The 24,743-nt window shown below is 38.1% G+C and carries 22 protein-coding genes; all 22 read right to left on the bottom strand.

Going from position 1 to position 24,743, the window contains the following annotated elements; genetic code table 11:
• Window positions 1-209 precede the first annotated feature (209 nt).
• Window positions 210-452, bottom strand: coding sequence for a YlmC/YmxH family sporulation protein (locus tag AC1FXZ_RS04175; RefSeq protein WP_480051289.1), 243 nt, complete (start codon window positions 450-452; stop codon window positions 210-212).
• Window positions 453-708: 256 nt separating this feature from the next.
• On the bottom strand, window positions 709-1,947 hold the full coding sequence (locus AC1FXZ_RS04170; RefSeq protein WP_480051287.1) for a M16 family metallopeptidase: 1,239 nt from the start codon (window positions 1,945-1,947) through the stop codon (window positions 709-711).
• An 18-nt stretch (window positions 1,948-1,965) separates the two neighbouring features.
• Complete coding sequence (locus AC1FXZ_RS04165) at window positions 1,966-2,940, bottom strand: polysaccharide deacetylase family protein (RefSeq protein WP_480051285.1); 975 nt, start codon at window positions 2,938-2,940, stop codon at window positions 1,966-1,968.
• A 90-nt stretch (window positions 2,941-3,030) separates the two neighbouring features.
• Window positions 3,031-5,145, bottom strand: coding sequence for a polyribonucleotide nucleotidyltransferase (gene pnp, locus AC1FXZ_RS04160; protein WP_480051284.1), 2,115 nt, complete (start codon window positions 5,143-5,145; stop codon window positions 3,031-3,033).
• 160 nt (window positions 5,146-5,305) lie between these two features.
• The gene (rpsO, locus tag AC1FXZ_RS04155) at window positions 5,306-5,575 is read right to left on the bottom strand and encodes a 30S ribosomal protein S15 (RefSeq protein ID WP_034629550.1); all 270 of its coding nucleotides are present in this window, start codon (window positions 5,573-5,575) and stop codon (window positions 5,306-5,308) included.
• A 137-nt stretch (window positions 5,576-5,712) separates the two neighbouring features.
• Window positions 5,713-6,654 (bottom strand): bifunctional riboflavin kinase/FAD synthetase, encoded by a 942-nt coding sequence (gene ribF / locus AC1FXZ_RS04150; RefSeq protein WP_480051282.1) that lies wholly within the window; start codon window positions 6,652-6,654, stop codon window positions 5,713-5,715.
• 29 nt (window positions 6,655-6,683) lie between these two features.
• Window positions 6,684-7,604, bottom strand: coding sequence for a tRNA pseudouridine(55) synthase TruB (truB, locus tag AC1FXZ_RS04145; RefSeq protein WP_480051280.1), 921 nt, complete (start codon window positions 7,602-7,604; stop codon window positions 6,684-6,686).
• A 108-nt stretch (window positions 7,605-7,712) separates the two neighbouring features.
• Complete coding sequence (gene rbfA, locus AC1FXZ_RS04140) at window positions 7,713-8,063, bottom strand: 30S ribosome-binding factor RbfA (RefSeq protein ID WP_480051279.1); 351 nt, start codon at window positions 8,061-8,063, stop codon at window positions 7,713-7,715.
• Window positions 8,064-8,087: 24 nt separating this feature from the next.
• Entirely contained in the window at window positions 8,088-8,369 is a 282-nt protein-coding gene (locus AC1FXZ_RS04135) for a DUF503 domain-containing protein (RefSeq protein WP_480051277.1), read from the bottom strand.
• Window positions 8,366-10,462 (bottom strand): translation initiation factor IF-2, encoded by a 2,097-nt coding sequence (infB, locus tag AC1FXZ_RS04130; protein WP_480051276.1) that lies wholly within the window; start codon window positions 10,460-10,462, stop codon window positions 8,366-8,368. The genes AC1FXZ_RS04135 and infB overlap by 4 nt, the downstream gene beginning before the upstream one ends.
• A gap of 16 nt (window positions 10,463-10,478) precedes the next feature.
• The gene (locus AC1FXZ_RS04125; protein WP_480051274.1) at window positions 10,479-10,781 is read right to left on the bottom strand and encodes a YlxQ family RNA-binding protein; all 303 of its coding nucleotides are present in this window, start codon (window positions 10,779-10,781) and stop codon (window positions 10,479-10,481) included.
• Window positions 10,778-11,050, bottom strand: a complete 273-nt coding sequence (rnpM, locus tag AC1FXZ_RS04120; protein WP_480051272.1) for an RNase P modulator RnpM — start codon at window positions 11,048-11,050, stop codon at window positions 10,778-10,780. Before rnpM ends, AC1FXZ_RS04125 begins: the two co-directional genes overlap by 4 nt.
• Before the next feature lie 18 nt (window positions 11,051-11,068).
• Window positions 11,069-12,190 carry a transcription termination factor NusA gene (gene nusA / locus AC1FXZ_RS04115; RefSeq protein ID WP_480051270.1) on the bottom strand — a complete coding sequence of 374 codons (1,122 nt, stop codon included), beginning with the start codon at window positions 12,188-12,190 and terminating at the stop codon, window positions 11,069-11,071.
• Between the two features lie 43 nt (window positions 12,191-12,233).
• Complete coding sequence (gene rimP, locus AC1FXZ_RS04110) at window positions 12,234-12,704, bottom strand: ribosome maturation factor RimP (protein WP_480051268.1); 471 nt, start codon at window positions 12,702-12,704, stop codon at window positions 12,234-12,236.
• A 215-nt stretch (window positions 12,705-12,919) separates the two neighbouring features.
• Window positions 12,920-17,224, bottom strand: coding sequence for a PolC-type DNA polymerase III (locus AC1FXZ_RS04105; RefSeq protein ID WP_480051266.1), 4,305 nt, complete (start codon window positions 17,222-17,224; stop codon window positions 12,920-12,922).
• Window positions 17,225-17,340: 116 nt separating this feature from the next.
• A complete protein-coding gene (locus tag AC1FXZ_RS04100; protein WP_480051264.1) occupies window positions 17,341-19,050 on the bottom strand; it encodes a proline--tRNA ligase in 1,710 nt (569 codons plus the stop codon).
• Window positions 19,051-19,214: 164 nt separating this feature from the next.
• Complete coding sequence (gene rseP, locus AC1FXZ_RS04095) at window positions 19,215-20,471, bottom strand: RIP metalloprotease RseP (protein ID WP_480051262.1); 1,257 nt, start codon at window positions 20,469-20,471, stop codon at window positions 19,215-19,217.
• A gap of 20 nt (window positions 20,472-20,491) precedes the next feature.
• Entirely contained in the window at window positions 20,492-21,640 is a 1,149-nt protein-coding gene (locus AC1FXZ_RS04090) for a 1-deoxy-D-xylulose-5-phosphate reductoisomerase (RefSeq protein WP_480051521.1), read from the bottom strand.
• Window positions 21,641-21,681: 41 nt separating this feature from the next.
• Window positions 21,682-22,479 carry a phosphatidate cytidylyltransferase gene (locus AC1FXZ_RS04085; RefSeq protein WP_480051260.1) on the bottom strand — a complete coding sequence of 266 codons (798 nt, stop codon included), beginning with the start codon at window positions 22,477-22,479 and terminating at the stop codon, window positions 21,682-21,684.
• A gap of 15 nt (window positions 22,480-22,494) precedes the next feature.
• Entirely contained in the window at window positions 22,495-23,262 is a 768-nt protein-coding gene (locus AC1FXZ_RS04080) for an isoprenyl transferase (RefSeq protein WP_480051258.1), read from the bottom strand.
• 145 nt (window positions 23,263-23,407) lie between these two features.
• The gene (frr, locus tag AC1FXZ_RS04075; protein WP_480051256.1) at window positions 23,408-23,965 is read right to left on the bottom strand and encodes a ribosome recycling factor; all 558 of its coding nucleotides are present in this window, start codon (window positions 23,963-23,965) and stop codon (window positions 23,408-23,410) included.
• Window positions 23,965-24,684, bottom strand: a complete 720-nt coding sequence (gene pyrH / locus AC1FXZ_RS04070; RefSeq protein ID WP_480051254.1) for a UMP kinase — start codon at window positions 24,682-24,684, stop codon at window positions 23,965-23,967. The genes frr and pyrH overlap by 1 nt, the downstream gene beginning before the upstream one ends.
• Window positions 24,685-24,743 lie beyond the last annotated feature (59 nt).

Raw genomic sequence — 24,743 nt, 5'->3', positions numbered from 1 at the left:
CTAATAAAACTCTATTGCACAAGCGACACCAACAATCCCTCTTCCTGTCTAGCAAAGGATGAACAGCAACGATTCACCATAGCATATGTACTTTATAGAAAATAGGTGAATACCATTCTAGCGTATCCTTTTTAAAAATAAGTAATTGGGTCATATTGATACTAAAAAAAGGCTGTTAGAAGTTCTTCTAAACAGCCTTTCTTTACTATTTACTCATGCTGACCTAAGTTGATAATAATCATATCTTCACCTATCTTCTTCACTTGCTCCCAATAAACAGTTACCTCCCGATCCTTTTTTCCAAAAACAAACCACTTCATTGTCGGAATAATAAAAGCTTCAATCTCACCGGTGTCCTCATTTATTAATAAATCCGTCTGACCTAAAATTCCTAATCTCTCTCCTTTTTGATAATCGATAATCTCTTTGTTGTTAATTTCACTAAGCCTCATCAGATTACCCCCTCGTCTCTCATTATTAGTAACGTATGAAGAGTCACACAAAAAAAGACCAGCTTGTTTAAAAAAGAAGCTATTGATAAAGGTCGCTTTTTACCTTTATCAATAGCTTCTATGCAATGAGCGCAACCGTTGCCCATGGTGTTAAGCCAACTATGAGTGGGCTTTTCATAGTTGGCGCGCAACGTGTGGAGCCATTGCCTCTTCTTCGCAAATAAAGGTCGCTTTACACCTTTATCAATAGCTTCTATTAAACGAATGAAGCCGGAAGTTCGCCAGATGTATTAATTAAAGAGATTGAAGGTTTTTCTTTTAATATCGAAGCAGCTAACTGATTCACCTGCGTAATCGATACATTATCAATTTCATCAACAATATCATCAAGAGTACGATGCTTCTTTAACAACAGTTCATTCTTTCCATTACGACTCATGCGACTATTGGTACTTTCTAAGCTTAACATTAAGCTTCCCTTTAATTGCTCCTTGCCATTTTCAAGCTCTTTTTCTGACATACCTTTATCAGCTAGAGTGAAAGCTGTTTCTTGTAGAGCTTTTGACATATCATCTAGTTGATTATGTGCTGTAGCAGCATAAATCGTTAACATTCCACTATCTTGATAAGAAGAATGATACGAAAAGACTGAATAACAAAGCCCTCTTTTTTCACGGATCTCTTGGAATAATCTGCTACTCATACTTCCACCTAATAAATTATTAAGTAGGACAAGTGCATACACATCTTTTTCTCCTATTGCAAGCCCAGGAAACCCTAGACAAAGATGCGCTTGCTCAGTTTCCTTTTTACGAACGATCGAATTAGATAAAAACGTTGGCCCCTCGTTCTTATGTTTGTATGTTGTTGGACTCACTTTCGAAAACATTTCCTTTAGTTGTTCAATCACCTCGTCAGTTATATTACCGGCAATCGAAATAACAACATGATCTCCTGTATAGAACCGGGACATATATTCTCTTAATGAATCTCCATTAAACGTTTCTAGCGTTTTTACGGAACCGAGAATTGGATATCCTAGTGCGTGACTTCCGTAACTTGCCTCACTTAATAAATCGTGGACAATATCGTCAGGAGTATCATCTACCATTTTTATTTCTTCAAACACAACATTCTTTTCCTTTTTTAGTTCTTCTTCATCAAAGACTGAGTTAAAAAACATATCTCCTAAAACATCAATAGCGTACTGTGCATGGTCATCTAATACTTTTGCATAATAACAAGTATATTCCTTTGATGTAAATGCATTCACTTGACCACCAATTCGATCAAATGATTCAGCTATTTCAGAAGCTGTTCTCGTTTTCGTACCCTTAAAGAACATATGCTCTAAAAAGTGAGAAATCCCATTTTCTTCTTTCGTTTCGAATCTCGATCCCGTTCCAATCCACACACCGATAGAAACAGAACGTACTGATGAAATATTTTCAGCTAAAATTCGAACGCCGTTATCTAACTCTATTCTTTTTACCACTAATAATCCTCCTTATGGTCATTGGGTTACACCTAACGTAACGCGCTCTTCCGATAAAACATCCGAAACCGTGCCGATTCGGTAGCCTTTTTCTTGTATACCAACAATTAGATCTTCTAACCCTTCTGCTGTCGGTTCTGTTGGATGCATTAAGACCATTGCTCCATTATGAACTTTCGAAAGTACACGATTAACCATTTCATTTGGATGTGGCTTTCTCCAATCTATTGTATCAACAGACCATAAAACCGTTTTCATCCCATGTTTGCTTGCTTGTTCTACAACCGTTTGATTGTAGCTTCCACTTGGAGGCGCAAACCACTCTGGTGTAACATCAATCGTCGCTTCTATGACCGAATTTGTTTTTTGTAGTTCTTCGTCTATTCGTCCAACCGATAATTTACTCATATCAGGATGTGAATAGGCATGATTTCCAATTTCATGTCCTTCTTCTACGAGCATCATAGCAAGATTAGGATTGTTTTTCACCCATGAACCATCTAAAAAGAAAGTTGTATGTAGTTCATGTTTTTTTAATGTTTTGAGCATTTCAGGTAAGTATTCATTTCCCCAAGCAACATTGACTAAAAAGGTCACGACTGGTTTATTTTCATTCCCTTTATAAATTGGTGTCGGTGGTAAGTCATCAAGATGTACATTAGGACTGGTTTGTTTAAAAACAATCCTGTTCTCATCAAACTCACCTTCCTTTTTCATCTTATCATAGGAAGCTTTAACATCAAGCTCGATCCCATTATAACCAGGAATCGCTTTCCATACTTTATCAACCCTTGCATCAATAGCAGGTTCAGAGTAGGATTCGGCTCGCGCGACAATTTCCTCATATAAAGGGTTTTGCTCTTTTAACACTGTTTGGCTTTCTTTTTTCAACTCAGAAATATAATTTAATGAAAAAGGATTTTGAACAGCCCCAAATGATAGGATGACAATGAAACAAAATACACATATATGAATCACCTTTTTCTTCTTCATCACCATACCCTCCTCTAGTCCGAGTGTATGCTAGAGCAGGACAGGTTAGAACGCAAAAGGAGACTAGGCTTTCTCCCCAGTCTCCATATTTTACTTCTGTGCTTGCTGCTTTCGTTCTTTTTCTTCTTTTAAGATGACTTTTCTCGAAAGGTTAACTCTACCTTGATTATCGATCTCTGTAACACGAACAAGAATTTCATCACCAAGCTTAACGACATCTTCAACTTTTTCAATACGTTCTTCAGCTAATTGAGAAATGTGAACCAATCCGTCTTTCCCTTTGAACAGTTCAACAAAAGCTCCAAATTTCTCAATGCGTTTCACTTTACCGAGATACGTTTGTCCAACTTCTACTTCACGAACAATATCTTCTATAATTGAACGTGCCTTTTCATTCATTGACATTTCGACAGATGAAATATAGACTGTTCCATCTTGCTCAATATCAATTTTAACACCCGTTTCCTCGATAATTTTGTTGATCATTTTTCCACTTGGTCCTATTACGTCCCTAATTTTATCTGGGTTTATTTTCATAGTCATAATTTTAGGAGCGTAAGTTGAAAGCTCAGTACGGTATTCACCAATTGCAGATAGCATGTTATCTAAAATGACCATACGGCCTCTTTTAGCTTGATTCAACGCTTCTTCTAAAATTTCGCGATTAATCCCAGAAATCTTAATATCCATCTGTAACGCTGTAATTCCTTCACGAGTACCTGCTACTTTAAAGTCCATATCTCCTAAAGCATCTTCCATCCCTTGAATATCGGTAAGGACCGAGACATGTTCATCTTGTTTAACAAGCCCCATTGCAATACCTGCTACAGGTGCCTTAATCGGTACACCGGCATCCATCATCGCTAGTGTACTAGCACAAATACTTGCTTGGGAAGTAGATCCATTTGATTCTAATACTTCGGATACGAGTCGAATCGTATATGGAAAATCATTCTCATTTGGAATAACCGGCTCGAGTGCACGTTCACCTAAGGCACCATGTCCAATTTCACGTCGACCAGGTCCACGGATAGGGCCAGTCTCCCCTACACTAAATTGAGGGAAATTATAATGATGCATGAATCGTTTTGATTCTTCAATTCCAAGACCATCAAGAATTTGCACATCGCCTAATGCACCAAGTGTACAAATGCTTAATGCTTGTGTTTGTCCACGAGTAAAAAGTCCGGAACCATGTGTACGTGGAAGGAGATCTACTTGTGAAGAGAGTGAACGAATCTCATCTACTTTTCTTCCATCAGGGCGAATTTTATCAACAGTGATTAATCGACGTACTTCTTCTTTCACAATCTTATGTAAGACTTCTTTTACATCTGATAAATCAATGTCCTCGCGCTCTTCGAATGATTCAACTACCTTATCTTTGACAGCGTCAATTGCTTCAGCACGAGCATGCTTTTCTTGCACTTGTACAGCTTCTTTTAAGTCTGCTTCAGCTAATTGTCGTACTTCTTGCTCAAGATCAACATCAACTAGTTTCAATTGAACTTCGGACTTTTCTTTTCCAACTGCTTGAGCTATTTCTTCTTGAAACGTAATTAACTTCTTGATCTCGTCATGACCAAACATAATCGCTTCTAACATAACTTCTTCCGTTACTTCAGAAGCACCTGCTTCAACCATGTTAATGGCATCTTTTGTGCCTGCTACCACAAGGTCAATGTCACTCTGTTCCAGCTGCTCTGTTGTTGGGTTAATGACAAATTTCCCGTCTAACCTTCCAACTGTCACTCCGGCAATCGGACCGTCAAATGGAATATCAGATACACTGAGCGCAAGTGAAGAACCTAACATTGCAGCCATTTCTGATGATGCATTCGGATCAGAACTCATCACAATACTAATAACTTGAACTTCATTCCGGAACCCATCTGGGAAAAGTGGTCTGATCGGACGGTCAATTAATCGACTAGTTAAAATCGCTCTTTCACTTGGACGTCCTTCCCGTTTAATAAACCCTCCAGGGATTTTTCCAGCGGCATAAAGACGCTCCTCATAATTAACCGTAAGTGGAAAGAAATTTAGATCCTTTGGTTCTTTTGAGGCTGTAGCTGTAGATAAAACAGCTGTGTCGCCATATCTAACAAGAACTGCACCATTTGCTTGCTTGGCTAACTGCCCAGTCTCTACGGTCAATTCGCGTCCAGCCCACTCCATTTTAAAAACTTGTTTCGTTTGTTCCATTACGCGTACTCCTCTCGTACACCATTTATTAATCCAGCTTCATTTATTATTGCCAAATTTTTTTAAAACTAAAAGAATAATAAGAATGGTTATTTTTAGTGAAATTTCCAATCTTATTTGATCAAGAAAAAAGCGGGACAATATCCCGCTTTCATCAAGATTATCGGCGTAAACCAAGCTTATCAACTAGGTTACGGTAACGAGTAACATCCTTATTACGTAGGTATGTTAACAAATTACGACGCTGACCTACCATTTTAAGAAGACCACGACGTGAATGATGATCCTTCTTATGAGTACGTAAATGCTCATTTAATGTGTTGATTTGCTCTGTAAGGATAGCAACCTGAACTTCTGGAGAACCAGTGTCAGTATCATGCGTTTTGAATTCTGAAATTAATTCATTTTTACGCTCTTGTGTTAAAGCCATCCTATCCACCTCCTTTTCTATAATCTCCTACCCCCTAGCAGACGTCGGTGACTCGATCTGCCAAGAAACGGATCTGTACTTAAAGTACAAAGATTACTATACCTTCTTTTTTAAGGAATTGCAAGTATTCACGACATTTAGTAGACTCTTGCATTCAAAAAAGTCATTGCAGTCTCTTTATCGCGAGAAATTTGTTCTATTAATTCTTCAACACCTGCAAATTTCTTCTCCGGTCTAATACGAGAATACCAACTAACCTCAACTTCCAAACCATAAATATCTTGATCAAAATTAAAGAGATGTACCTCAATAGACGGTGTTCCTTTTTTATTGTGAAAAGTAGGTTTATAACCCACGTTACAAACACCATCAAATTGTTCATTATTAATCGTGATCCTCACTGCGTAAACACCGGTCTTTGGTATGATATAGCGCTCTTTTGGTTCGATGTTAGCAGTAGGAAATCCTATCGTTCTTCCTCTCTTCTCGCCGTCAACAACTCTTCCTCTTATTGCATACTCTTCTCCTAATAGATTGCTTGCCTCTTCAACATTTCCGGTCTCCAAAAGATGACGTATTTTAGTAGAACTTACCTTTTCATTGTTCTCTTCATACTTCTCTACTATCGTAGAATCTAACAGGTTACGTGCATGAAACGGCAATGTTTCCATCGTGCCTTTCCCAAGTGCCCCGTAAGTGAAATCAAATCCAGCGACAGCATGTACAACATGTAAGTTAATTAAATACTCATCAACGAATTGTTGTGGGGTTAAATTAGCAAAAGCAGACGTGAAACTAACTACATAAAGCGTATCCACACCCAAGGCTTCAATTTTTTTAATTTTATCGGGTAAAGGTGTTATGTAATTCATTTCTGTTTTTCGTAGCACTTCTTTTGGATGAGGATCAAACGTCATCACTGAAGCTGTATGCCCAAGCTCTTTCGCAATCTCTTTAGCCTTTAAAATGACTGATTGGTGGCCAACATGAACGCCGTCAAAATACCCTAATGCCATTACTGTCTTATCTCGTTTTAATGTTTCTCCATCAATAGGATGTTTTAAATAAATGGTATCCATTAAAGAATCCCCTTTTCACTCCTAAATTGTTAAGATGGCTCATTTGTCCAAAACATCTTTTCTGGTTTGATGAGTCCCTCTTTTGTCGGATGGCGCTTATAAACTGCTAAACACTCTCCTTCTTTATTATAAACGGTAAATCGCAAATGTTCTAACCCTTTCTTTATTGGCAACACAGATCCATTCTTAATCTTCTCTTCCGTTTCCTGATCCACTACCCATTTCGGTAAATGGTTAAGCGCCGTATCAAAAGGAATTAGCACAGAAGATAGCGATCCATTTTCTTTTCCTTCCTCGAGTTGCTCAAACGTTTTACTCTGTTCTAATGTGTAAGGACCAGAAGAAGTCCGTACTAAATCAGACATATGCGCTGGATAGCCGAGTTTCTCACCAATATCAACTGCTAATGTGCGAACGTACGTCCCTTTACTACAATGGACTCTGAATCGAAACATTGCTGTGTCATCGGAATAAGAGATATCAGAGAGAAGTTCAAGTGAGTGTATCGTAACATTTCTTTTAGGACGTTGAACTTCTTTACCTGCTCGTGCATATTCATAGAGCTTCTTACCGTTTACTTTAACCGCTGAATACATAGGGGGAACTTGAACAATTTCTCCTAAAAAAGCATCCAGAGTTTTTTCAATCTCTTCTTTTGTCCACTTACTCGATACTGGTTTAGACTTAACAACGTCTCCACTTTTGTCTTCAGTTGTTGTCGAGAAACCTATTGTTACTTCCCCTTCATATACTTTTGAATATCCAGACATGTATTCAACCACTTTAGTCGCCTTGCCTATACATATTGGTAGCACACCATTAACATCGGGGTCGAGGGTGCCCGTATGACCTACTTTTTTCGTTTGAAACAAGCGTCTTACTTTCATTACACAATCATGAGACGTCATACCTCTAGGCTTATGTAAAATTAAGATTCCATTTGATTTCATTGATTCCTCCGGATTAGTTGAAAACTTGGTGTATTAATAATACAAACCGTTCATGTTTTATAAAGTCTAAAAGGATAGAAGAGCTTTTGCTCCTCTATCCCCTAATTTTTATCGTTGATTTTTATTAAGATCTTGAAGAAGCGTTTCAATGCGATTTCCATATTCAATCGACTCATCAAACTCAAAGACTATATCAGGAGTTTTACGAAGACGGATTCGCTTTCCAATTTCAGAACGAATAAAACCTTTCGCTTTCGATAACGCTTGAAGGGTTGCTTCCTTTTGATCGTCACTTCCAAGAACTGTAATAAATACTTTTGCCTGCTGCAGATCACCTGTTACGTCAACTCCGGTTACCGTTACAAAACTAACACGAGGATCCTTAACTTCACGCATAATAATATCACTTAGTTCTTTTTTCATTTGTTCACCAACACGGTGTGCACGAACATTACTCATAGTCATTCACCTCTGTTCTTTACATTAGAGCCATTCATAATCCGTAACTGTTCTTTCTGCAGCCGGCTCACTATCAATTAACGATAGTGCCTTCTGCAGTTCACGCTCGCACACAGTACGAGCGTTTGAGACAGCAACCATGGTTAACTCAGCTCGCTGCCAAACGTCATAATGATCCGTTTCTGCAACGGAAAGGTTAAATCGTTGCTTGATTCTCGTTTGTATACTTTTTAAGACAGAGCGTTTTTCTTTGAGCGATTGAGCATCATAAATGAAGAGTTCGAGTCGCACTAACCCAATGATCATTTACGCTCAATTTCCTCCATAATATACGCTTCAATTATGTCGCCTTCTTTGATGTCGTTATAGTTTTCAAGTGTAATTCCACACTCGTATCCAGCAGCAACTTCTTTTGCATCATCTTTAAAACGTTTTAAAGCATTAATAGAACCTTCATAGATGACAATTCCATCACGAATTAAGCGCACTGTAGAATCTCTTGTCACTTTTCCTTCAGTAACATACGCTCCTGCAATTGTACCAACTTTGGAAACTTTAAACGTTGTTCTAACTTCAACTTGACCGATTACTTTTTCCTCAAACTCAGGGTCTAGCATCCCTTTCATCGCTGCTTCAATCTCGTCAATTGCATTGTATATAACACGATGAAGACGTATATCAACTTTTTCAGCTTCGGCTGTACGCTTTGCATTAACATCCGGACGAACATTAAAGCCTATAATTATCGCATTAGATGCAGATGCGAGCATTACATCATATTCCGTTATCGCCCCAACACCTGTATGAATGATATTAACTTTCACACCTTCAACATCGATCTTTTCTAAAGATCCACGCATTGCCTCCACAGATCCCTGTACATCAGCCTTAATAATGATATTAATGTCTTTAACTTCTCCTTGTTGGATTTTGTTAAAAAGATCATCTAGACTAACTTTAGATGTTTCAGCAAGGTTCTCTTCACGATGACGAGACATACGTGCTTCTCCAATTTGACGAGCTTTTTTCTCATCAGAAAACGCTTGGAACTGATCCCCGGCAAGTGGCACTTCATTTAAACCAGTAATCTCAACTGGGGTTGATGGTCCAACTTGTTTAACACGACGACCAAGGTCATTAACCATCGCACGTACACGGCCAAAAGATGAACCTACAACAATTGGATCACCGACATTTAGTGTTCCACTTTGTACAAGAAGGGTAGCAACGGTTCCACGACCTTTATCTAACTCCGCTTCAATTACTGTACCTCTTGCAAGTTTGTTCGGATTTGCTTTTAACTCTTCTACTTCAGCTACAAGGAGGATCATCTCAAGTAACTCATCAATACCCGTTCCAGAGAGCGCAGATACATTAACAAAAATAGTATCTCCACCCCAAGCTTCAGGAACTAGCTCAAATTCAGTTAATTCCTGCATTACGCGATCAGGATTTGCAGCTTCTTTATCAATTTTATTTACAGCTACGATAATCGGCACGCCAGCAGCTTTAGCATGGCTAATTGCTTCTTTCGTTTGTGGCATAACACCATCATCAGCGGCCACAACAAGGATGGTAATATCCGTCACTTGAGCCCCACGTGCACGCATCGTTGTAAACGCAGCATGCCCTGGTGTATCAAGGAAAGTAACCTTCTTACCATTTGACTCAATTTGATAAGCACCAATATGCTGTGTGATTCCTCCAGCTTCTCCCTCCGTAACTTTTGTATGACGGATAGAGTCAAGTAATGTTGTTTTCCCGTGGTCAACGTGCCCCATTATTGTTACAACAGGAGGTCTCTCTTGTAAGTCTTCCTCTGAATCCTCTTCTACATAACTTTCGAAATCCATTTCATCGATGACAATTTCTTCCTCAACCTCAACGCCATAGTCTCCAGCGATCAGTTCGATCGTATCTTTGTCAAGCTCTTGATTGATTGTTGCCATAACACCAAGCATCATTAATTTCTTGATCAGTTCAGAAGGCTCTTTATGTAGTTCCTTTGCTAATTCACCAACTGTTAACGACCCACTGTACGTAACTTTTTCAGGTAATGGCTTTGCTTTTGGTGGCTCTTGTCGATGCCCGCCTCCACTACGCTTATTTGAGTTTTGCTTTTGTTGTTGTTTGCCACGATTTTTTTGAGGCTTATTATTGTTTGAAGGCTTTGATTGATTTCGTTTTGAATCATTTTTCTCTTGCTTAGGGCGATTATTTTGTTCTTTTGTTTCTTTTGGAGTTTCAGACTTACCTTTAGTCAATACATCCATCATCTTCTCATCAATAACAGACATATGATTTGTTACTGAAAAACCAGACTCTTTTAATTGATCAATGATCACTTTACTTGCTACATCTTTTTCTTTTGCATATTCGTATATTCGCATTTTTTTCATAAACTTACCTCCAGAATCATTGGTCGAGTAATGCGGTCATCTTCTTTGCAAATCCATCATCCATTACACCAATGACGACTCTCTCCGCTTTTCCGATAGCTTGCCCCAGTGTTGCTCGATCTGACGTTATTCGTACCGGAATTTTGTAATGGCCGCATTTGTCCAATACCTTTTTCTTTGTTTGTTCCGCAGCATCAGAAGACAAGATTACTAATCGAACTGACTTTCTTCTAACTTCCTTTAATACGAGCTCTTCCCCTGTTACAAGTTTTCTTGCTCGTGCTGCGAGTCCTAGTAGCGATACCCATTTTGTAGTCATTTGCGACTCCGTCTGCTTGCTTCTTGCAATTCATCATATATATCAGGATCTACTTTTACCTGTAGATGTCTTGATAAAATATCCTTTTTCTTTGCTAACTCAAAGCTATCATCATCGTTACTAATGTAGGCTCCACGTCCATTCTTTTTTCCAGTTAAGTCAACAGATACGACACCCTCAGGAGAACGAACAATCCGAATCAATTCTTGCTTTGGCTTCATTTCATTTGTCACGATACACTTCCGAAGAGGAACTTTCCGTTTCTTCACCGGCTCCATCTCCTTAACTTAATCTTGTTCTTCCAATTCAGGAACAAAAGAATCTACTTCATTGCTCATTGGTTCAAGCTCTTCGCTATCATCTAATAGCCCGAGCTCTCTAGCGTCTGACTCGCTTTTAATATCAATTTTCCACCCGGTAAGCTTGGCAGCTAACCTTGCATTTTGGCCTCGCTTTCCAATCGCAAGAGAAAGTTGATAATCAGGAACAATAACTTGAGTCATCTTTTCTTCTTCATTTACATTTACTTTTAATACTTTAGAGGGACTTAATGCGTTCGCAACATACTCAACTGGATCTTCTGACCAGCGAACTATATCGATCTTTTCACCTTTGAGTTCATTTACTATCGTTTGAACGCGTTGACCTTTAGGTCCAACACAAGCTCCTACTGCATCTACTTCAGGATTATCAACGTGTACCGCAATTTTAGATCGGTCGCCTGCTTCACGAGATACAGACTTAATTTCAACTGTACCATCATAGATTTCAGGTACTTCAAGCTCAAACAAACGCTTCAATAGACCTGGGTGAGTACGTGAAATTAAAATTTGAGGACCCTTTGTCGTTTTTTCCACTTTCGTAATGTAAGCTTTAATCCGATCGTTATGTTTGTAACTCTCGTTTGGCATCTGCTCACTTAATGGCAGAAGTGCTTCTACTTTTCCTAGATCTACATAAATAAAACGATGATCCTGACGTTGGACTATTCCTGTCATAATATCTTCTTCACGATCAATGAAATCAGAATAAATAATCCCACGTTCTGCTTCCCGTACTCTTTGTGTTACAACCTGTTTAGCAGTTTGCGCTGCGATTCGACCAAAGTCTTTTGGCGTGACTTCAATCTCAACCACATCATCTACTTCATAACTTGGATTAATCTTTTGCGCCTCATCTAGAGAAATTTCCAAGCGTGCATCAAAGACTTCTTCTACAACTGTCTTTCTTGCAAATACACGGATACTGCCATTATCTCTATTTACATCAACACGAACATTTTGAACTTGGTTAAAGTTACGTTTATAACCGGAGATTAGGGCAGCTTCAATCGCCTCAATAATAACTTCTTTTTTTATCCCTTTTTCTCTTTCTAACGTTGTTAATGCATCCATAAAATCACTGTTCATGGATTGTATTTCCCCCTTTCGAAAATTAAGCAAGTATCATGATTTAAAAGATAATTGCTAATCTAGCGTTTGCTACTTTTTCATATGGAACGGTATATACTTTTTTACGCGTCTTTACTTTCATTTCAATTTCTAGAACTTCACCATTAAAATCAATTAGTTTTCCTTCAAAAGCCTTTTCACCATCTATTGGTTCATAAGTTGTAACATGGACATTTTTCCCAATTGCTTTTATGAGATCTTTTTCCTTTTTTAATGGCCTTTCTGCTCCTGGTGAAGAAACTTCTAGAAAATAAGCTTGCTGAATAGGGTCCAGTTCATCAAGCTTTTCACTTAATTTTTCGCTCACCTGTCCACAATCTTCAAGATCAACCCCAGTGTCAGAGTCTATAAATACACGAAGAAACCAGTTAGGTCCTTCTTTTTTAAACTCAACATCTACAAGTTCTAATTTTAATTCATCTAAAATTGGTGTTGCTAATTCGCTTGTTATATCAGTGACTTTCTTACTCATCTATACCCTCCTTGCTGTCCAACTATCTTGTATAAATAATAGCTATATGAGCGTTACTAACATTGTCTTCAATTACATCAAAAATAATCTAAAATAAAGTAGAACGAACAACGAAAGAGTGGGTTTCCCCACTCTTTTTCCGTAACATATTCTAAGTATTACCATATAACAGAATACCATACTATTTGGCGCATTGCAACAGACCCTAAAGCAGACTAGAACAGTGAAAGTTGATTAGAATCAGGCATTCCTTCTAAACATCCATGGTCATCAAGATGTTCTAAAACGGTTTTAGTTAATTTACTACGTTGTTGCAAATCTTCTTTTGAAAGGAACTCTCCATTTTCCCTAGCCTTAACAATATTTAGTGCAGCATTCGTTCCTACACCTGTCATTGCATTAAATGGTGGCAAGAGAGTTTGGTCTTCTTCAACAATAAACTCCGTTGCGCTTGAACGGTACAAATCAACTTTTTGAAAAGCAAAGCCTCTTTCACACATTTCCAAAGCAAGTTCTAAGACTGTAAGTACAGATTTCTCTTTAGGCGAGGCATCTAATCCTTTTGCATTGATTTCTTGTACTTTTGCTTTAATTGCAGCAGGACCTTTTATCATTGTATCTAAATCAAAATCATCAGCACGAACAGTAAAATACGACGCATAATACAAGATTGGATGATGAACTTTAAAATACGCAATTCGAACAGCCATTAATACATAAGCGGCAGCATGTGCTTTAGGGAACATATATTTAATCTTAAGGCAAGACCCAATGTACCAGTCCGGAACATCATGCTTTTTCATCTCATCAATCCATTCTGGTTGAAGACCTTTGCCTTTTCGAACAAATTCCATTATTTTAAATGCTAAAGATGGCTCGAGTCCTTTATAAATCAAATAAACCATAATATCATCACGACAACCAATTACATCTTTTAATTCACACGTCCCATTATATATTAATTCGTTCGCATTATTTAACCATACATCTGTTCCATGCGATAGACCAGAGATTTGAACTAGTTCAGAAAACGTGCTCGGTTTCGTCTCTTCGAGCATTTGACGAACAAACCTCGTTCCAAATTCAGGTATTCCTAGTGTCCCTGTCTTACACATAATTTGTTCTTCTGTTACACCTAATACTTCTGGACCACTAAAAATCTTCATAACTTCTGGATCGTCTGTAGGAATTGTTTTTGGATCGATTCCACTTAAATCTTGTAACATCCTAATAACTGTTGGATCATCGTGTCCAAGGATATCTAACTTAAGTAAGTTATCATGAATGGAATGGAAATCAAAATGAGTTGTTTTCCATTCAGAATTTTTATCATCTGCCGGAAACTGAATCGGACAAAAATCATGGATGTCCATATAGTCCGGAACAACAATAATACCTCCGGGATGTTGTCCAGTTGTCCGTTTCACCCCTGTACAGCCTGAGACGAGCCGATCAATCTCTGCTCCTCTCATATGAAGATCATGGTCACCCTGATATCCCTTTACGTATCCATAAGCTGTCTTTTCGGCAACTGTACCGATTGTACCTGCGCGATACACATACTCTTCACCAAAAAGTTCCTTTGTATAGTGATGAGCCCTTGGTTGATATTCACCTGAGAAGTTTAAATCAATATCGGGAACTTTATCGCCTTTAAAACCTAAAAATGTTTCAAACGGAATATCTTGTCCATCTTTTATATAAGCCGTACCACATTCCGGACAATCTTTATCTGGTAAATCATAACCTGACCCAACCGAGCCGTCATCAAAAAAGTGAGAGTGATGGCAATTTGGACAAACGTAGTGTGGTGGCAATGGATTAACTTCAGTAATCTCTGTCATTGTAGCTACAAATGAAGACCCAACTGATCCCCGGGAACCTACTAAGTAACCATCAATTAGAGACTTCTTAACAAGTTTTTGAGAGATTAAATAAATTACAGCAAATCCATGGCCAATGATACTTTTTAACTCTTTTTCAATTCGCGCCTCTACAATCTCTGGTAGCTCCTCACCATAGATGCTTCTAGCCATGTTGTAGCTCATTTCTCTAATTTCATCATCCGCTCCCTCGATTTTTGGTGTATACAAATCATCGGGGATCGGATGGATCTCTTCAATTAAATCTGCAACCTTCTGCGTATTCGTTACAACTACTTCTTTTGCTTTTTGTTCACCTAGAAACGAAAAAGCGTCAAGCATTTCATCCGTTGTACGGAAGTGAACCTTTGGCAGCGTTTGTTTATTAAGAGGATTGGCTCCTCCCTGCGACGCAATCAATATTTTACGGTAAATGTAATCTTCTTTATGGAGATAATGTGCATTGCCTGTGGCAACAACAGGTTTCTCTAGCTTTTCTCCTAATTTGACAATATTCCCAACAATTTCTTCCAATGCCGATTCATTTTTGACTAATTCTTTTTCAATTAAGTGTTGATAGGTTGCAAGTGGTTGAATTTCAATGTAATCATAGAACTTTGCAATTTCTTCAACTTCATCGGCTGATTTTTGCATCATTCCTTCAAACACTTCGCCCTTGTCACAAGCAGAACCTATTAGTAAACCGTTTCGCAGCTTTTGAAGTTGAGATCTCGGTATACGTGGCGTCCTGAAAAAATAATCAACATGCGACATAGAGACAAGTTGATACAGGTTTTTTAAGCCCTCTTGTGTTTGCGCCAAAATAGTACAGTGCGAAGGACGTTGACGATGAAAGTTTCCCTGACCCATATGTTCATTTAATTGATCATGATAAGATATATCGCGTTCATTTGCGTCTTTCACCATTTTCCAAAGCAAATAGCCAGTTGCTTCAGCATCATAAATAGCGCGATGATGACTAACAAGTTCAATATCAAACTTTTTACATAGTGTATTTAGACGATGGTTCTTAAGCTCCGGGTAAAGAAAGCGTCCTAATTCTAGTGTATCAATAACTGGGTTCTTTGCTTCGCCAAGCCCAATTTTCTTAAATCCAACATTTAAAAATCCCATATCAAAACTTGCATTATGAGCAACAAGTATGGCATCGCCAATAAACTCTTTGAAATCTCTAAGGACATCACCTACTTCAGGTTGACCCTTCACCATTTCATCAGTGATTCCTGTCAATTCAATGATCGTGTTTGTTAACGGCTCATGTGGGTCAGCAAATGACTCAAACCGATCAATAATTTCGCCACCTTTTATTTTAACTGCAGCAAGTTCAATAATTGTATTGTAGACAGCAGATAATCCTGTTGTCTCAACGTCAAATACAATATATTCATCCTCCATTAAAAAGCGATGGGCTTCATTATAAACAATTGGAACCCCATCATCTACGAGGTTAGCTTCAATACCAAATAACACTTTAACACCATGTTTTTTCCCAGCAGAATAGGCTTCTGGAAAAGATTGTACCACTCCATGGTCGGTAATCGCTACAGCAGGATGTCCCCACTTAGCCGCCTGCTCTACATATCTTCCTGCCGATACAATTCCATCCATTTGACTCATTGTTGTATGAAGATGGAGCTCGACTCTTTTCTGATCATCACTAGCAGAATCAGTACGTTCAACAGGACTCAACTGATTTACATCATTTCCAATCATGACTAGGTCTCGAACAAATGTATCGTTTTGAATTCCACCTCGTACTTTGACCCACATCCCTTTTTTAATTGCTTGTAAAAGAGGGACATCTTCTTTATCTCTTGAGAACATTTTTATAAGGATTGAATCTGTATAATCGGTAATTTTAAACGTTAATAATGTTCGCCCACTTCTTAACTCTCTTGTTTCAGCATCAAAAACATAACCTTGAACAGTAACACGTCGCTCCTCATCTACGATAGCTTCAAGTGGCATAGGCTCGTCTTTTATTGGGTAGCCGATTACTAACGGCTTACCACTTAGGTCTTTTTCAGCCTGTTGCTCGTTTTTCTTCTTCTCTAAGATCGCTTCTACGACTTTAGAATGATCTTCTTGTTCTCGTTTCTCAACAAACTTTTCAAATTCTTGTTTTGATTCACGAATATCAGTATCAAGTTTAATAGGTGGTAAACTTAATTCAGAAATCGTTTGTTGAAATGGCTCTATTAGTTTACGTCTTAATGCCACAGCTTCCGTCTCATTTCGAACCTGTATCACAAGTCTCTTACCGTCATACGTCGGTGTTTGTTGAGAGAGAAGGTCTCGTATTCCATTTGATAGTTGAGATAGTTTTGAAATAATTAATGGCCAATAATCAACCCATCCAGACTCTTGTAATTCATTATTTGTATAATGAAACGTGAACGATGCAGACGCTATATGTTCAAACGTTATTCGTAATCGATCAGAAAACAACTCATATACTTGCGCAGGAACAACTACTGGCAATTCTATATGGAAATGCCAAGCTCTTTTTTCCTTACTGATCACTAGCTTTCTAATCATCGCATTTTGAAAATGAGCAGCTACGATTTCCTCTGGTATTTGTAACTGTTGGAGAAGCAACTGAAGTCGTTCCTTACGAATTTGTTCATCTTGTGACATCCATTTATTCCTCCCCCATGATTTTTGATACTCTCTATTTTAAAATGAAACTCTCCTTACGAAAAGAGATGGTACCTCATTAATATGAGATACCATTTTAACATAAAAGATGAAGTTTACCTTAATTGATTAAAAAGCTTGTTTAAGGTTTCTGTTAAATTAGCGACTGGAACTTCAATCATCTCTCCAGTCTTTCTAACTTTCACTTCAACAATCCCTTCAGTAGCTTTCTTACCAACCCCAACACGTATTGGAAGTCCAATTAAATCTGAATCTTTAAATTTCACACCTGCACGTTCTGGACGATCATCAAATAAAACTTCAAAGCCCTCTTGCTTCAATGAAGAATAAAGTTCTTCGCCCAATTGCTTCTGATCATCATCTTTAACATTGATCGTTAGTAGATGAATATCAAATGGTGCAACTGACGTTGGCCATATAATTCCGTTATCATCGTGATGTTGTTCAACGATTGCTGCAACTGTTCTAGATACACCAATCCCGTAACAACCCATAATCATTGTTTGAGTTTTTCCATTCTCATCTAAATACGTTGCCCCAAGTGCCTCACTGTATTTTGTACCTAATTTAAATACATGACCGACTTCAATCCCCATTGCGAATTGGATCGTTCCTTTGCCATCTGGTGAAGGATCGCCTTCTTGTATAAGACGAAGATCTTCATAGCGTGAAACGTCAAAATCACGACCTACATTAACATTTTTGTAATGTTTTTCTTTTTCGTTGGCTCCACATATACCATTAACAATCGCTTCAACTGCATGATCTGCAATAATTGTTACCGTATCTGGAACTTGAATTGGACCAACATAACCAGGTTCACAACCTACTATTTCAACTGTTTGTTCAGGAGAAGCTAACTCTACCGTTGCCTTTCCAAAAGCGTTTCCTACTTTCACTTCATTCACTTCATGGTCACCACGAACAAGAACAAGAACAGGTTCCTTATCAACGATGAAAAGAAGCGATTTAATTGTCGCGCTTGCATCCACATCAAAAAAAGTAGAGACCTCAGTAATTGTCTTTGTATTAGGTGTGTTGACAACTTGAAGTTCAAGAAGGGCCTGATCTGATTTTTGATAGTTTACTCGAACTGGTGCAATCTCAATATTCGCTGCAAAGTCTGATTGATCAGAATACGCAATCGTATCCTCGCCAATTTCACTAAGTACCATAAACTCATGTGTGTCAGTTCCGCCAATTGCACCAGAGTCTGCTTCAACCGCGCGAAAATCAAGGTTAAAGCGCGAGAAAATATTTTGATATGCGTTATACATATCTTGGTAACTTTTATCAAGTCCTTCTTGTGATGTATCAAATGAATAAGCATCTTTCATAATGAATTCACGTGAACGAAGCACTCCGAATCTAGGTCTTCTTTCATCACGGTATTTAGTTTGAATTTGATACAAGTTCATCGGCAATTTCTTATAGGTTTTTACATCATCACGTACTAAGGTCGTAATAACTTCTTCATGAGTTGCTCCTAAAACAAAGTCTCGCTCATGGCGATCCTTCAGCCTCATAAGTTCAGGACCATAATCACCTAGACGGCCCGATTCTTCCCATAATTCAGCTGGCTGAATCGCTGGCATTAAAACTTCCTGTCCACCAAAAGTATCCATCTCATCTCGAATAATATCTTCAACCTTCCTTAAAACCTTTTTCCCTAAAGGTAAGTATGAATAAATACCGGATGCTGTTTGGCGTATAAGTCCTGCTCTTAGCATTAACTGATGACTTTTAATCTCTGCATCAGCTGGTACATCTCGTAATGTTGGTGATAAAAAATTCCTTTGTCTCATTATTCAAGTCCTTTCCAACTTCTTCTTTAAGAAGTCGTGAAAAGGTAACTTTCTACTCTTCCACAACTTCTGAGCAATCAGGGAAATTATTTTGATAATCTCTCTTAACTTCTACTAAAATAAGATAGCGAACAAGTTCATGCACTTTTATCTTTGCTTAAAACTTACATAAAGAATTTATTAATATCGTTCCATGTTACAACAATCATTAAGAGCATTAACAATGCGAAGCCGATAAAGTGAACAAGCCCTTCCTTTTGTGGGTCAATTGGTTTTCCTCGAACTGCTTCAAGTCCTATGAAGATTAGCCGTCCTCCGTCCATAGCTGGAATAGGGAGAAGGTTAATGATACCTAAATTGACACTTAGAGCTGCTGCCCAGTGCATCAGTACAAAAATCCCCATCGCGGCTGCTTCACCTGTATAATTGTATATTCCAACAGGACCAGCTACATAATCTAATGAAAAGTCTCCTGTGACAATCATGCCTAACACTTCAAAAATCATGGTCATGAACAAGTATGTTTGTGTAAAACCAAAGACGATTGAACCACCTAATGAGAACTCGGTTGGCCTAGCAATCCCAACAAACCCTTCTGAGTCACCATATTGCCCTATTCTCTCATCTGGTGTTACAGGAATCATATTAACTTGACCAGCTCTCTCAACTTCAAAAATGATTGATTCATTCGGATTCTGCTGAATAATTGCGGTCATCTCTTCCCAAGTATCTATTGGTTGTCCATCAATAGAAATAACCTGATCTCCTTCTTGTAATCCAGCTTCTGTAGCTGCACTATCTGGGCTGACATCACCAATTTTCGCTTCATCAACTGGCATTCCTTGAAAAAGTGCAAAAGCAATTAAGATAACAATTGCTAAAAGGAAGTTCATCATTGGTCCTGCGAAAATAGCTAATGCACGTTGTCCAACCGTTTTAGAACCAAATTGACGATTCCATGGAGCGATTTGTGTTTCCTGCTCATCTTGGACAAGCACAGCTTTTTCATCAACTTGATAACTAATTCGCTCCCCATCGTCATTATAGGCTTCAATGAGTAACTTATGTTCTAAATCAATTCTCTCAACTTGTACAACCAAAGCTTCAGGGTGCTTCGATTTATTGTTAATGATAATTTTACTTACTTTACGAGCTTTATTAAACACTAGTCCGATTTCGTAACCTGGCTTAATATCAATCATTTCAGGATCCTCACCGGCCATTCTAACAAAACCACCAATAGGAAGTAATCGAATCGTATAAACGGTTTCATCACGTTTAAATGAGAATATCTTTGGGCCAAAACCAATTGCAAATTCTCGACATAGAATTCCCGCTCGTTTTGCAAAGTATAAATGACCCCATTCATGAATGAAAACAAGAAGACCGAAAATAACTATGACTGATAATAAAGTATTCATGGCTTATTTGTCCACCTTTCTTATTTGATGGTAGAGTGGATAAAGGCTCTCGTCTCGGCATCAACTGTAATGATCTCTTCTAATGTTGGCTGTTTCACAACAGTATGTCTTTCCAAAGCTTTCTCAATAACATCTTCAATTTCTAAAAATGATAAACGTTCTTCTAAGAAAAAAGCAACGGCTTCTTCATTAGCGGCATTTAAGACCGTTGGCAAAGTGCCCCCTGCCTTTCCTGCTTCATATGCAAATCGCATACAGCGAAACCTTTCCATATCCAGTTTCTTGAAATTCAAAGTTCCTATTTCCCAAAGGTTTAATCGTTCATTCGATATTGAATGAAGACGTTTAGGAAATGTGAGAGCATATTGGATCGGCACACGCATATCAGGTGTTCCAAGTTGTGCAATCACACTCCCATCTAAGTATTCCACCATAGAGTGTATAATGCTTTCTTTATGTAATACGACGTCAATTTTTTCATATGGTATTCCAAATAGCCAGTAAGCTTCTATCACTTCCAACCCTTTATTCATCATTGTGGCTGAATCGATAGTAATCTTTGCACCCATTGACCAATTCGGATGATTAAGAGCTTCATGTACCGTTACACCTTTTAATTCTTCTCGCGTTCGATCCCGAAAGCTTCCTCCGGATGCTGTAAGGATAAGTCGGTCTACCTCCTTGATATTTTCACCGTTTAATGCCTGAAAAATGGCAGAATGCTCACTATCAACCGGAAGTAACGAAACGTTATGACGTTTTGCCTCTTCTGTAACAATATGACCTGCTGTTACGAGAGTCTCTTTATTAGCTATAGCAATCGTCTTACCTGATTTAATTGCAGCAAGCGTTGGCGCTAATCCAATACTTCCTAGGACCGCATTAACAAGAATTTCTGATTTAGGTGTTATTGCTACCTCCACTAAACCTTCCTTACCATAAACTACTTTTGTTGTGCTTGGAACTTCATGAATTAGTTTATCATAGTCTTCTTTTGATTGTACCGATAAAAGCTCAGGAGCAAATTCATGTACTTGTTGAATCGCTAAGTCAATATTCCTTCCAACAGACATCGATTCTAACTTGAAATGCTTTGGGTATTTGCGAATAACATCTAATGTCTGAGTTCCAATAGAACCCGTTGCTCCTAACAAACTAACATGCTTCAACATACTCACCTACTATTCAAATCTCATTTTTGTTTTACTGATTAAATTAGTTGAAGCAAATGAAGGATTGGCATAACATAAATCAGACTATCAAAACGGTCTAAGATACCACCATGACCTGGTAAAACATTTCCAGAGTCTTTTACTGCATAATGCCTTTTCAACGCTGATTCAACTAAATCTCCTAATTGCCCAAAAGTAGATGCAACAATTATGACAGATAAGGCTGTTATATAGTTTGGAAAAATCGGGAAGAGAAAATAAAACACCGTCCCAACGATTACTGCTGCAATGATTCCTCCTACAGAACCTTCAATTGTTTTTTTAGGACTTATGTCAGGCCACAGTTTATTTTTGCCCCATTTTCGTCCAACAAAATAAGCTCCTGAATCAGTTGTCCAAATTAACAACAGAACAAAGAACACAAGATACATTCCATGTTCTGGTATCTCTCTTGTCATAATTAAATAATGAAATCCAAACCCAACATAAACCGATGCTACAATTACAAAACCAACTTGATCAAATGTAAATGAATTTTTCGTTATGACTGTAAACATAAGCAAAACTAGTATCATAAAAATAAAAAATTCCACTTTGGTAAAGTGTGAAGGGACAACTTGTTCAAACCAATTCGTAGGAACAAGTAGTAGCCACATCGAAGCAAGACTTATGATCCCCATTAAAGAAATAGGAGTAATTCTTTTCATTTTTAGTAGCTCGATCATTGCCATTGATGCTATTAGAAAGATAAATAGTGCAAAAATCCACCCACCAAGCAAAACCATAGTTAAGAAGACGGCTCCACCAATAACTCCAGTAATAATCCTTTGTTTCAATTTACATCGCCCCTTCTAAACGCCACCATATCTTCGCGCTCTTTTTTGATAAATGGCAATGGCTTCTACTAAATGCTTCTCTTTAAAATCGGGCCACAAGACATCAGTAAACCAGAATTCACTATATGCGACTTGCCAGAGCATAAAATTACTAAGGCGAATTTCTCCACTTGTGCGAATGAGTAAATCCGGGTCTCTAAGTTCAGCTGTCATTAAGTTCTCTTTCAGTGTCGATTCATCAATATCCTCAGAGGTAATTGTTCCACTTTCAACTTTTTTTGCAATTTCCTTTACAGCATTCATTAACTCGAATCGGCTACCGTAGTTAAGAGCAAAATTTAAAATAAGCCCTGTATTATTTTCCGTATCTTTTACCGCTTTATCGACAGCCCTTTTCGTATGTTCCGGTAAGCTCTCAATACTCCCCATTAAACGCACTTTCACATTATTTTCCATTAGGGACGGTAACTCTTTCTTAAGGAATCGTTCAGGAAGCTTCATAAGAAACTCAACTTCTGTTTTTGGTCGCTTCCAGTTCTCTGTTGAAAATGCGTATAATGTTAAGACTTCCACACCAAGTTCATCTGCTTTACGAACAATTTTATTAATGATCTTCATTCCTTCACGATGACCAGCTATTCTTGGTAGACCTTTTTGTTTAGCCCATCGTCCATTTCCATCCATGATAATAGCTATGTGTTTTGGAATGTTTATATCATCTAATTCTGTTGTTTTCTCTTCTGATGAATAAGATGTTTTCCACTTTGATATTTTTTCAAGCATGTTGGCGCCCTCCATATGTGTAGCAGCAGGTTCATTCTTCTATCTTTACCTTTTTTAATGGTACTCATAACCACTAAGAAAGTGTAAAAAACCCCCTATAATGAAAAGAGGGTCTTTTACTATGTCTATTTTACATGGAACTAGCTTATACTTCCATAACTTCTTTTTCTTTCTGCTCTGCTACATCATCAACCTGAGCAATACTTTTATCCGTTAACTTTTGAATATCATCTGTACTGCGACGAAGTTCATCTTCTGTCATTTCGCCATCTTTTTGACCTTTTTTCAAGTCATCGTTTGCATCGCGACGAACGTTACGTATTGCTACTTTTGCATCTTCAGCTGCTTTTTTCACCAATTTAACAAGGTCTTTTCGACGCTCCTCTGTTAATGGTGGGATCTGAATACGGATCACTGTTCCATCATTAGACGGAGTCAACCCAAGGTCAGCCATCTGAATTGCACGCTCGATATTAGCAATAGACGATTTATCAAAAGGCTGGATTACTAGTAATCTCGCTTCAGGAACTGAAATCGTTGCTAATTGATTAAGAGGTGTCTCAGCACCATAATATTCTACCGTTATACGATCTAGTAATGCTGGATTTGCTCGGCCGGCTCTTAATTTAGCTAATTCACGATTTAAAGCTTCAATGGCTTTTTCCATACGTTGTTCTGCATCTTTTTTCACTTCAGCTGACATTATGAGTTCCCCCTTACTAATGTACCAATTTCTTCACCAAGTACTGCTCGCTTAATGTTTCCTTCTTCCATAATTGAAAATACAATTAACGGAATATCGTTATCCATACATAATGATGAAGCTGTCGAATCCATAACAGCTAAACCTTCTTTTAGGACATCCATATAAGAAATCTTCGTATATTTCTTCGCATTAGCATCAACAGAAGGATCTGCGCTATAAACACCGTCTACTTTGTTCTTAGCCATAAGGATTACTTCTGCCTCAATCTCCGCAGCTCTCAGTGCAGCAGTTGTATCTGTAGAGAAATACGGATTACCAGTTCCAGCTGCAAAAATAACAACACGTTTCTTTTCAAGGTGTCGAATAGCCTTTCTGCGTATGTACGGTTCTGCTACTTGGCGCATTTCAATTGAAGTTTGTACTCGCGTTTCTACACCAATATCTTCTAAGCTGTCTTGCAAAGCCAAAGAATTCATAACCGTTGCTAACATCCCCATGTAATCAGCCGTTGCACGATCCATCCCTTTGGCACTACCAGCCATCCCACGCCAGATATTGCCACCACCAACAACAACAGCTACTTCCACTTCAAGTTCAACAATTTCTTTTACTTGCTTTGCTACAGATTGAATAACTAGTGGATCAATACCATAACCTTGTTCTCCGGCTAAAGCTTCACCACTTAGCTTCAATATTACTCTATTATATTTTTGCATGAAAACCTCCGACATGAGATGAAGTTTTTATTAAACTCTTTCAAAAAAGGGACACATTG

The organism is Halalkalibacter sp. HAAS-P014, assembly GCF_056619965.1.
Note: the sequence above shows the minus strand (reverse complement) of the source record. Positions and strands in the feature narration are given on the sequence as shown.

Excerpts from the sequence above, each read along its gene's own strand:
- AC1FXZ_RS04100 (WP_480051264.1), bottom strand. The coding sequence starts at position 19,050 with ATGAGACAAAGGAATTTTTTATCACCAACATTACGAGATGTACCAGCT.
- AC1FXZ_RS04080 (WP_480051258.1), bottom strand. The coding sequence starts at position 23,262 with ATGCTTGAAAAAATATCAAAGTGGAAAACATCTTATTCATCAGAAGAG.
- AC1FXZ_RS04135 (WP_480051277.1), bottom strand. The coding sequence starts at position 8,369 with ATGATCATTGGGTTAGTGCGACTCGAACTCTTCATTTATGATGCTCAA.
- frr (WP_480051256.1), bottom strand. The coding sequence starts at position 23,965 with ATGTCAGCTGAAGTGAAAAAAGATGCAGAACAACGTATGGAAAAAGCC.
- nusA (WP_480051270.1), bottom strand. The coding sequence starts at position 12,190 with ATGAACAGTGATTTTATGGATGCATTAACAACGTTAGAAAGAGAAAAA.
- AC1FXZ_RS04175 (WP_480051289.1), bottom strand. The coding sequence starts at position 452 with ATGAGGCTTAGTGAAATTAACAACAAAGAGATTATCGATTATCAAAAA.
- AC1FXZ_RS04105 (WP_480051266.1), bottom strand. The coding sequence starts at position 17,224 with ATGTCACAAGATGAACAAATTCGTAAGGAACGACTTCAGTTGCTTCTC.
- rpsO (WP_034629550.1), bottom strand. The coding sequence starts at position 5,575 with ATGGCTTTAACACAAGAGCGTAAAAATGAATTAATTTCAGAATTCAAA.
- infB (WP_480051276.1), bottom strand. The coding sequence starts at position 10,462 with ATGAAAAAAATGCGAATATACGAATATGCAAAAGAAAAAGATGTAGCA.
- pyrH (WP_480051254.1), bottom strand. The coding sequence starts at position 24,684 with ATGCAAAAATATAATAGAGTAATATTGAAGCTAAGTGGTGAAGCTTTA.
- ribF (WP_480051282.1), bottom strand. The coding sequence starts at position 6,654 with ATGGATACCATTTATTTAAAACATCCTATTGATGGAGAAACATTAAAA.
- AC1FXZ_RS04125 (WP_480051274.1), bottom strand. The coding sequence starts at position 10,781 with ATGACTACAAAATGGGTATCGCTACTAGGACTCGCAGCACGAGCAAGA.
- rimP (WP_480051268.1), bottom strand. The coding sequence starts at position 12,704 with ATGAGTAAGAAAGTCACTGATATAACAAGCGAATTAGCAACACCAATT.
- pnp (WP_480051284.1), bottom strand. The coding sequence starts at position 5,145 with ATGGAACAAACGAAACAAGTTTTTAAAATGGAGTGGGCTGGACGCGAA.
- rbfA (WP_480051279.1), bottom strand. The coding sequence starts at position 8,063 with ATGAGTAATGTTCGTGCACACCGTGTTGGTGAACAAATGAAAAAAGAA.
- truB (WP_480051280.1), bottom strand. The coding sequence starts at position 7,604 with ATGAAATCAAATGGAATCTTAATTTTACATAAGCCTAGAGGTATGACG.
- rseP (WP_480051262.1), bottom strand. The coding sequence starts at position 20,471 with ATGAATACTTTATTATCAGTCATAGTTATTTTCGGTCTTCTTGTTTTC.
- AC1FXZ_RS04165 (WP_480051285.1), bottom strand. The coding sequence starts at position 2,940 with ATGAAGAAGAAAAAGGTGATTCATATATGTGTATTTTGTTTCATTGTC.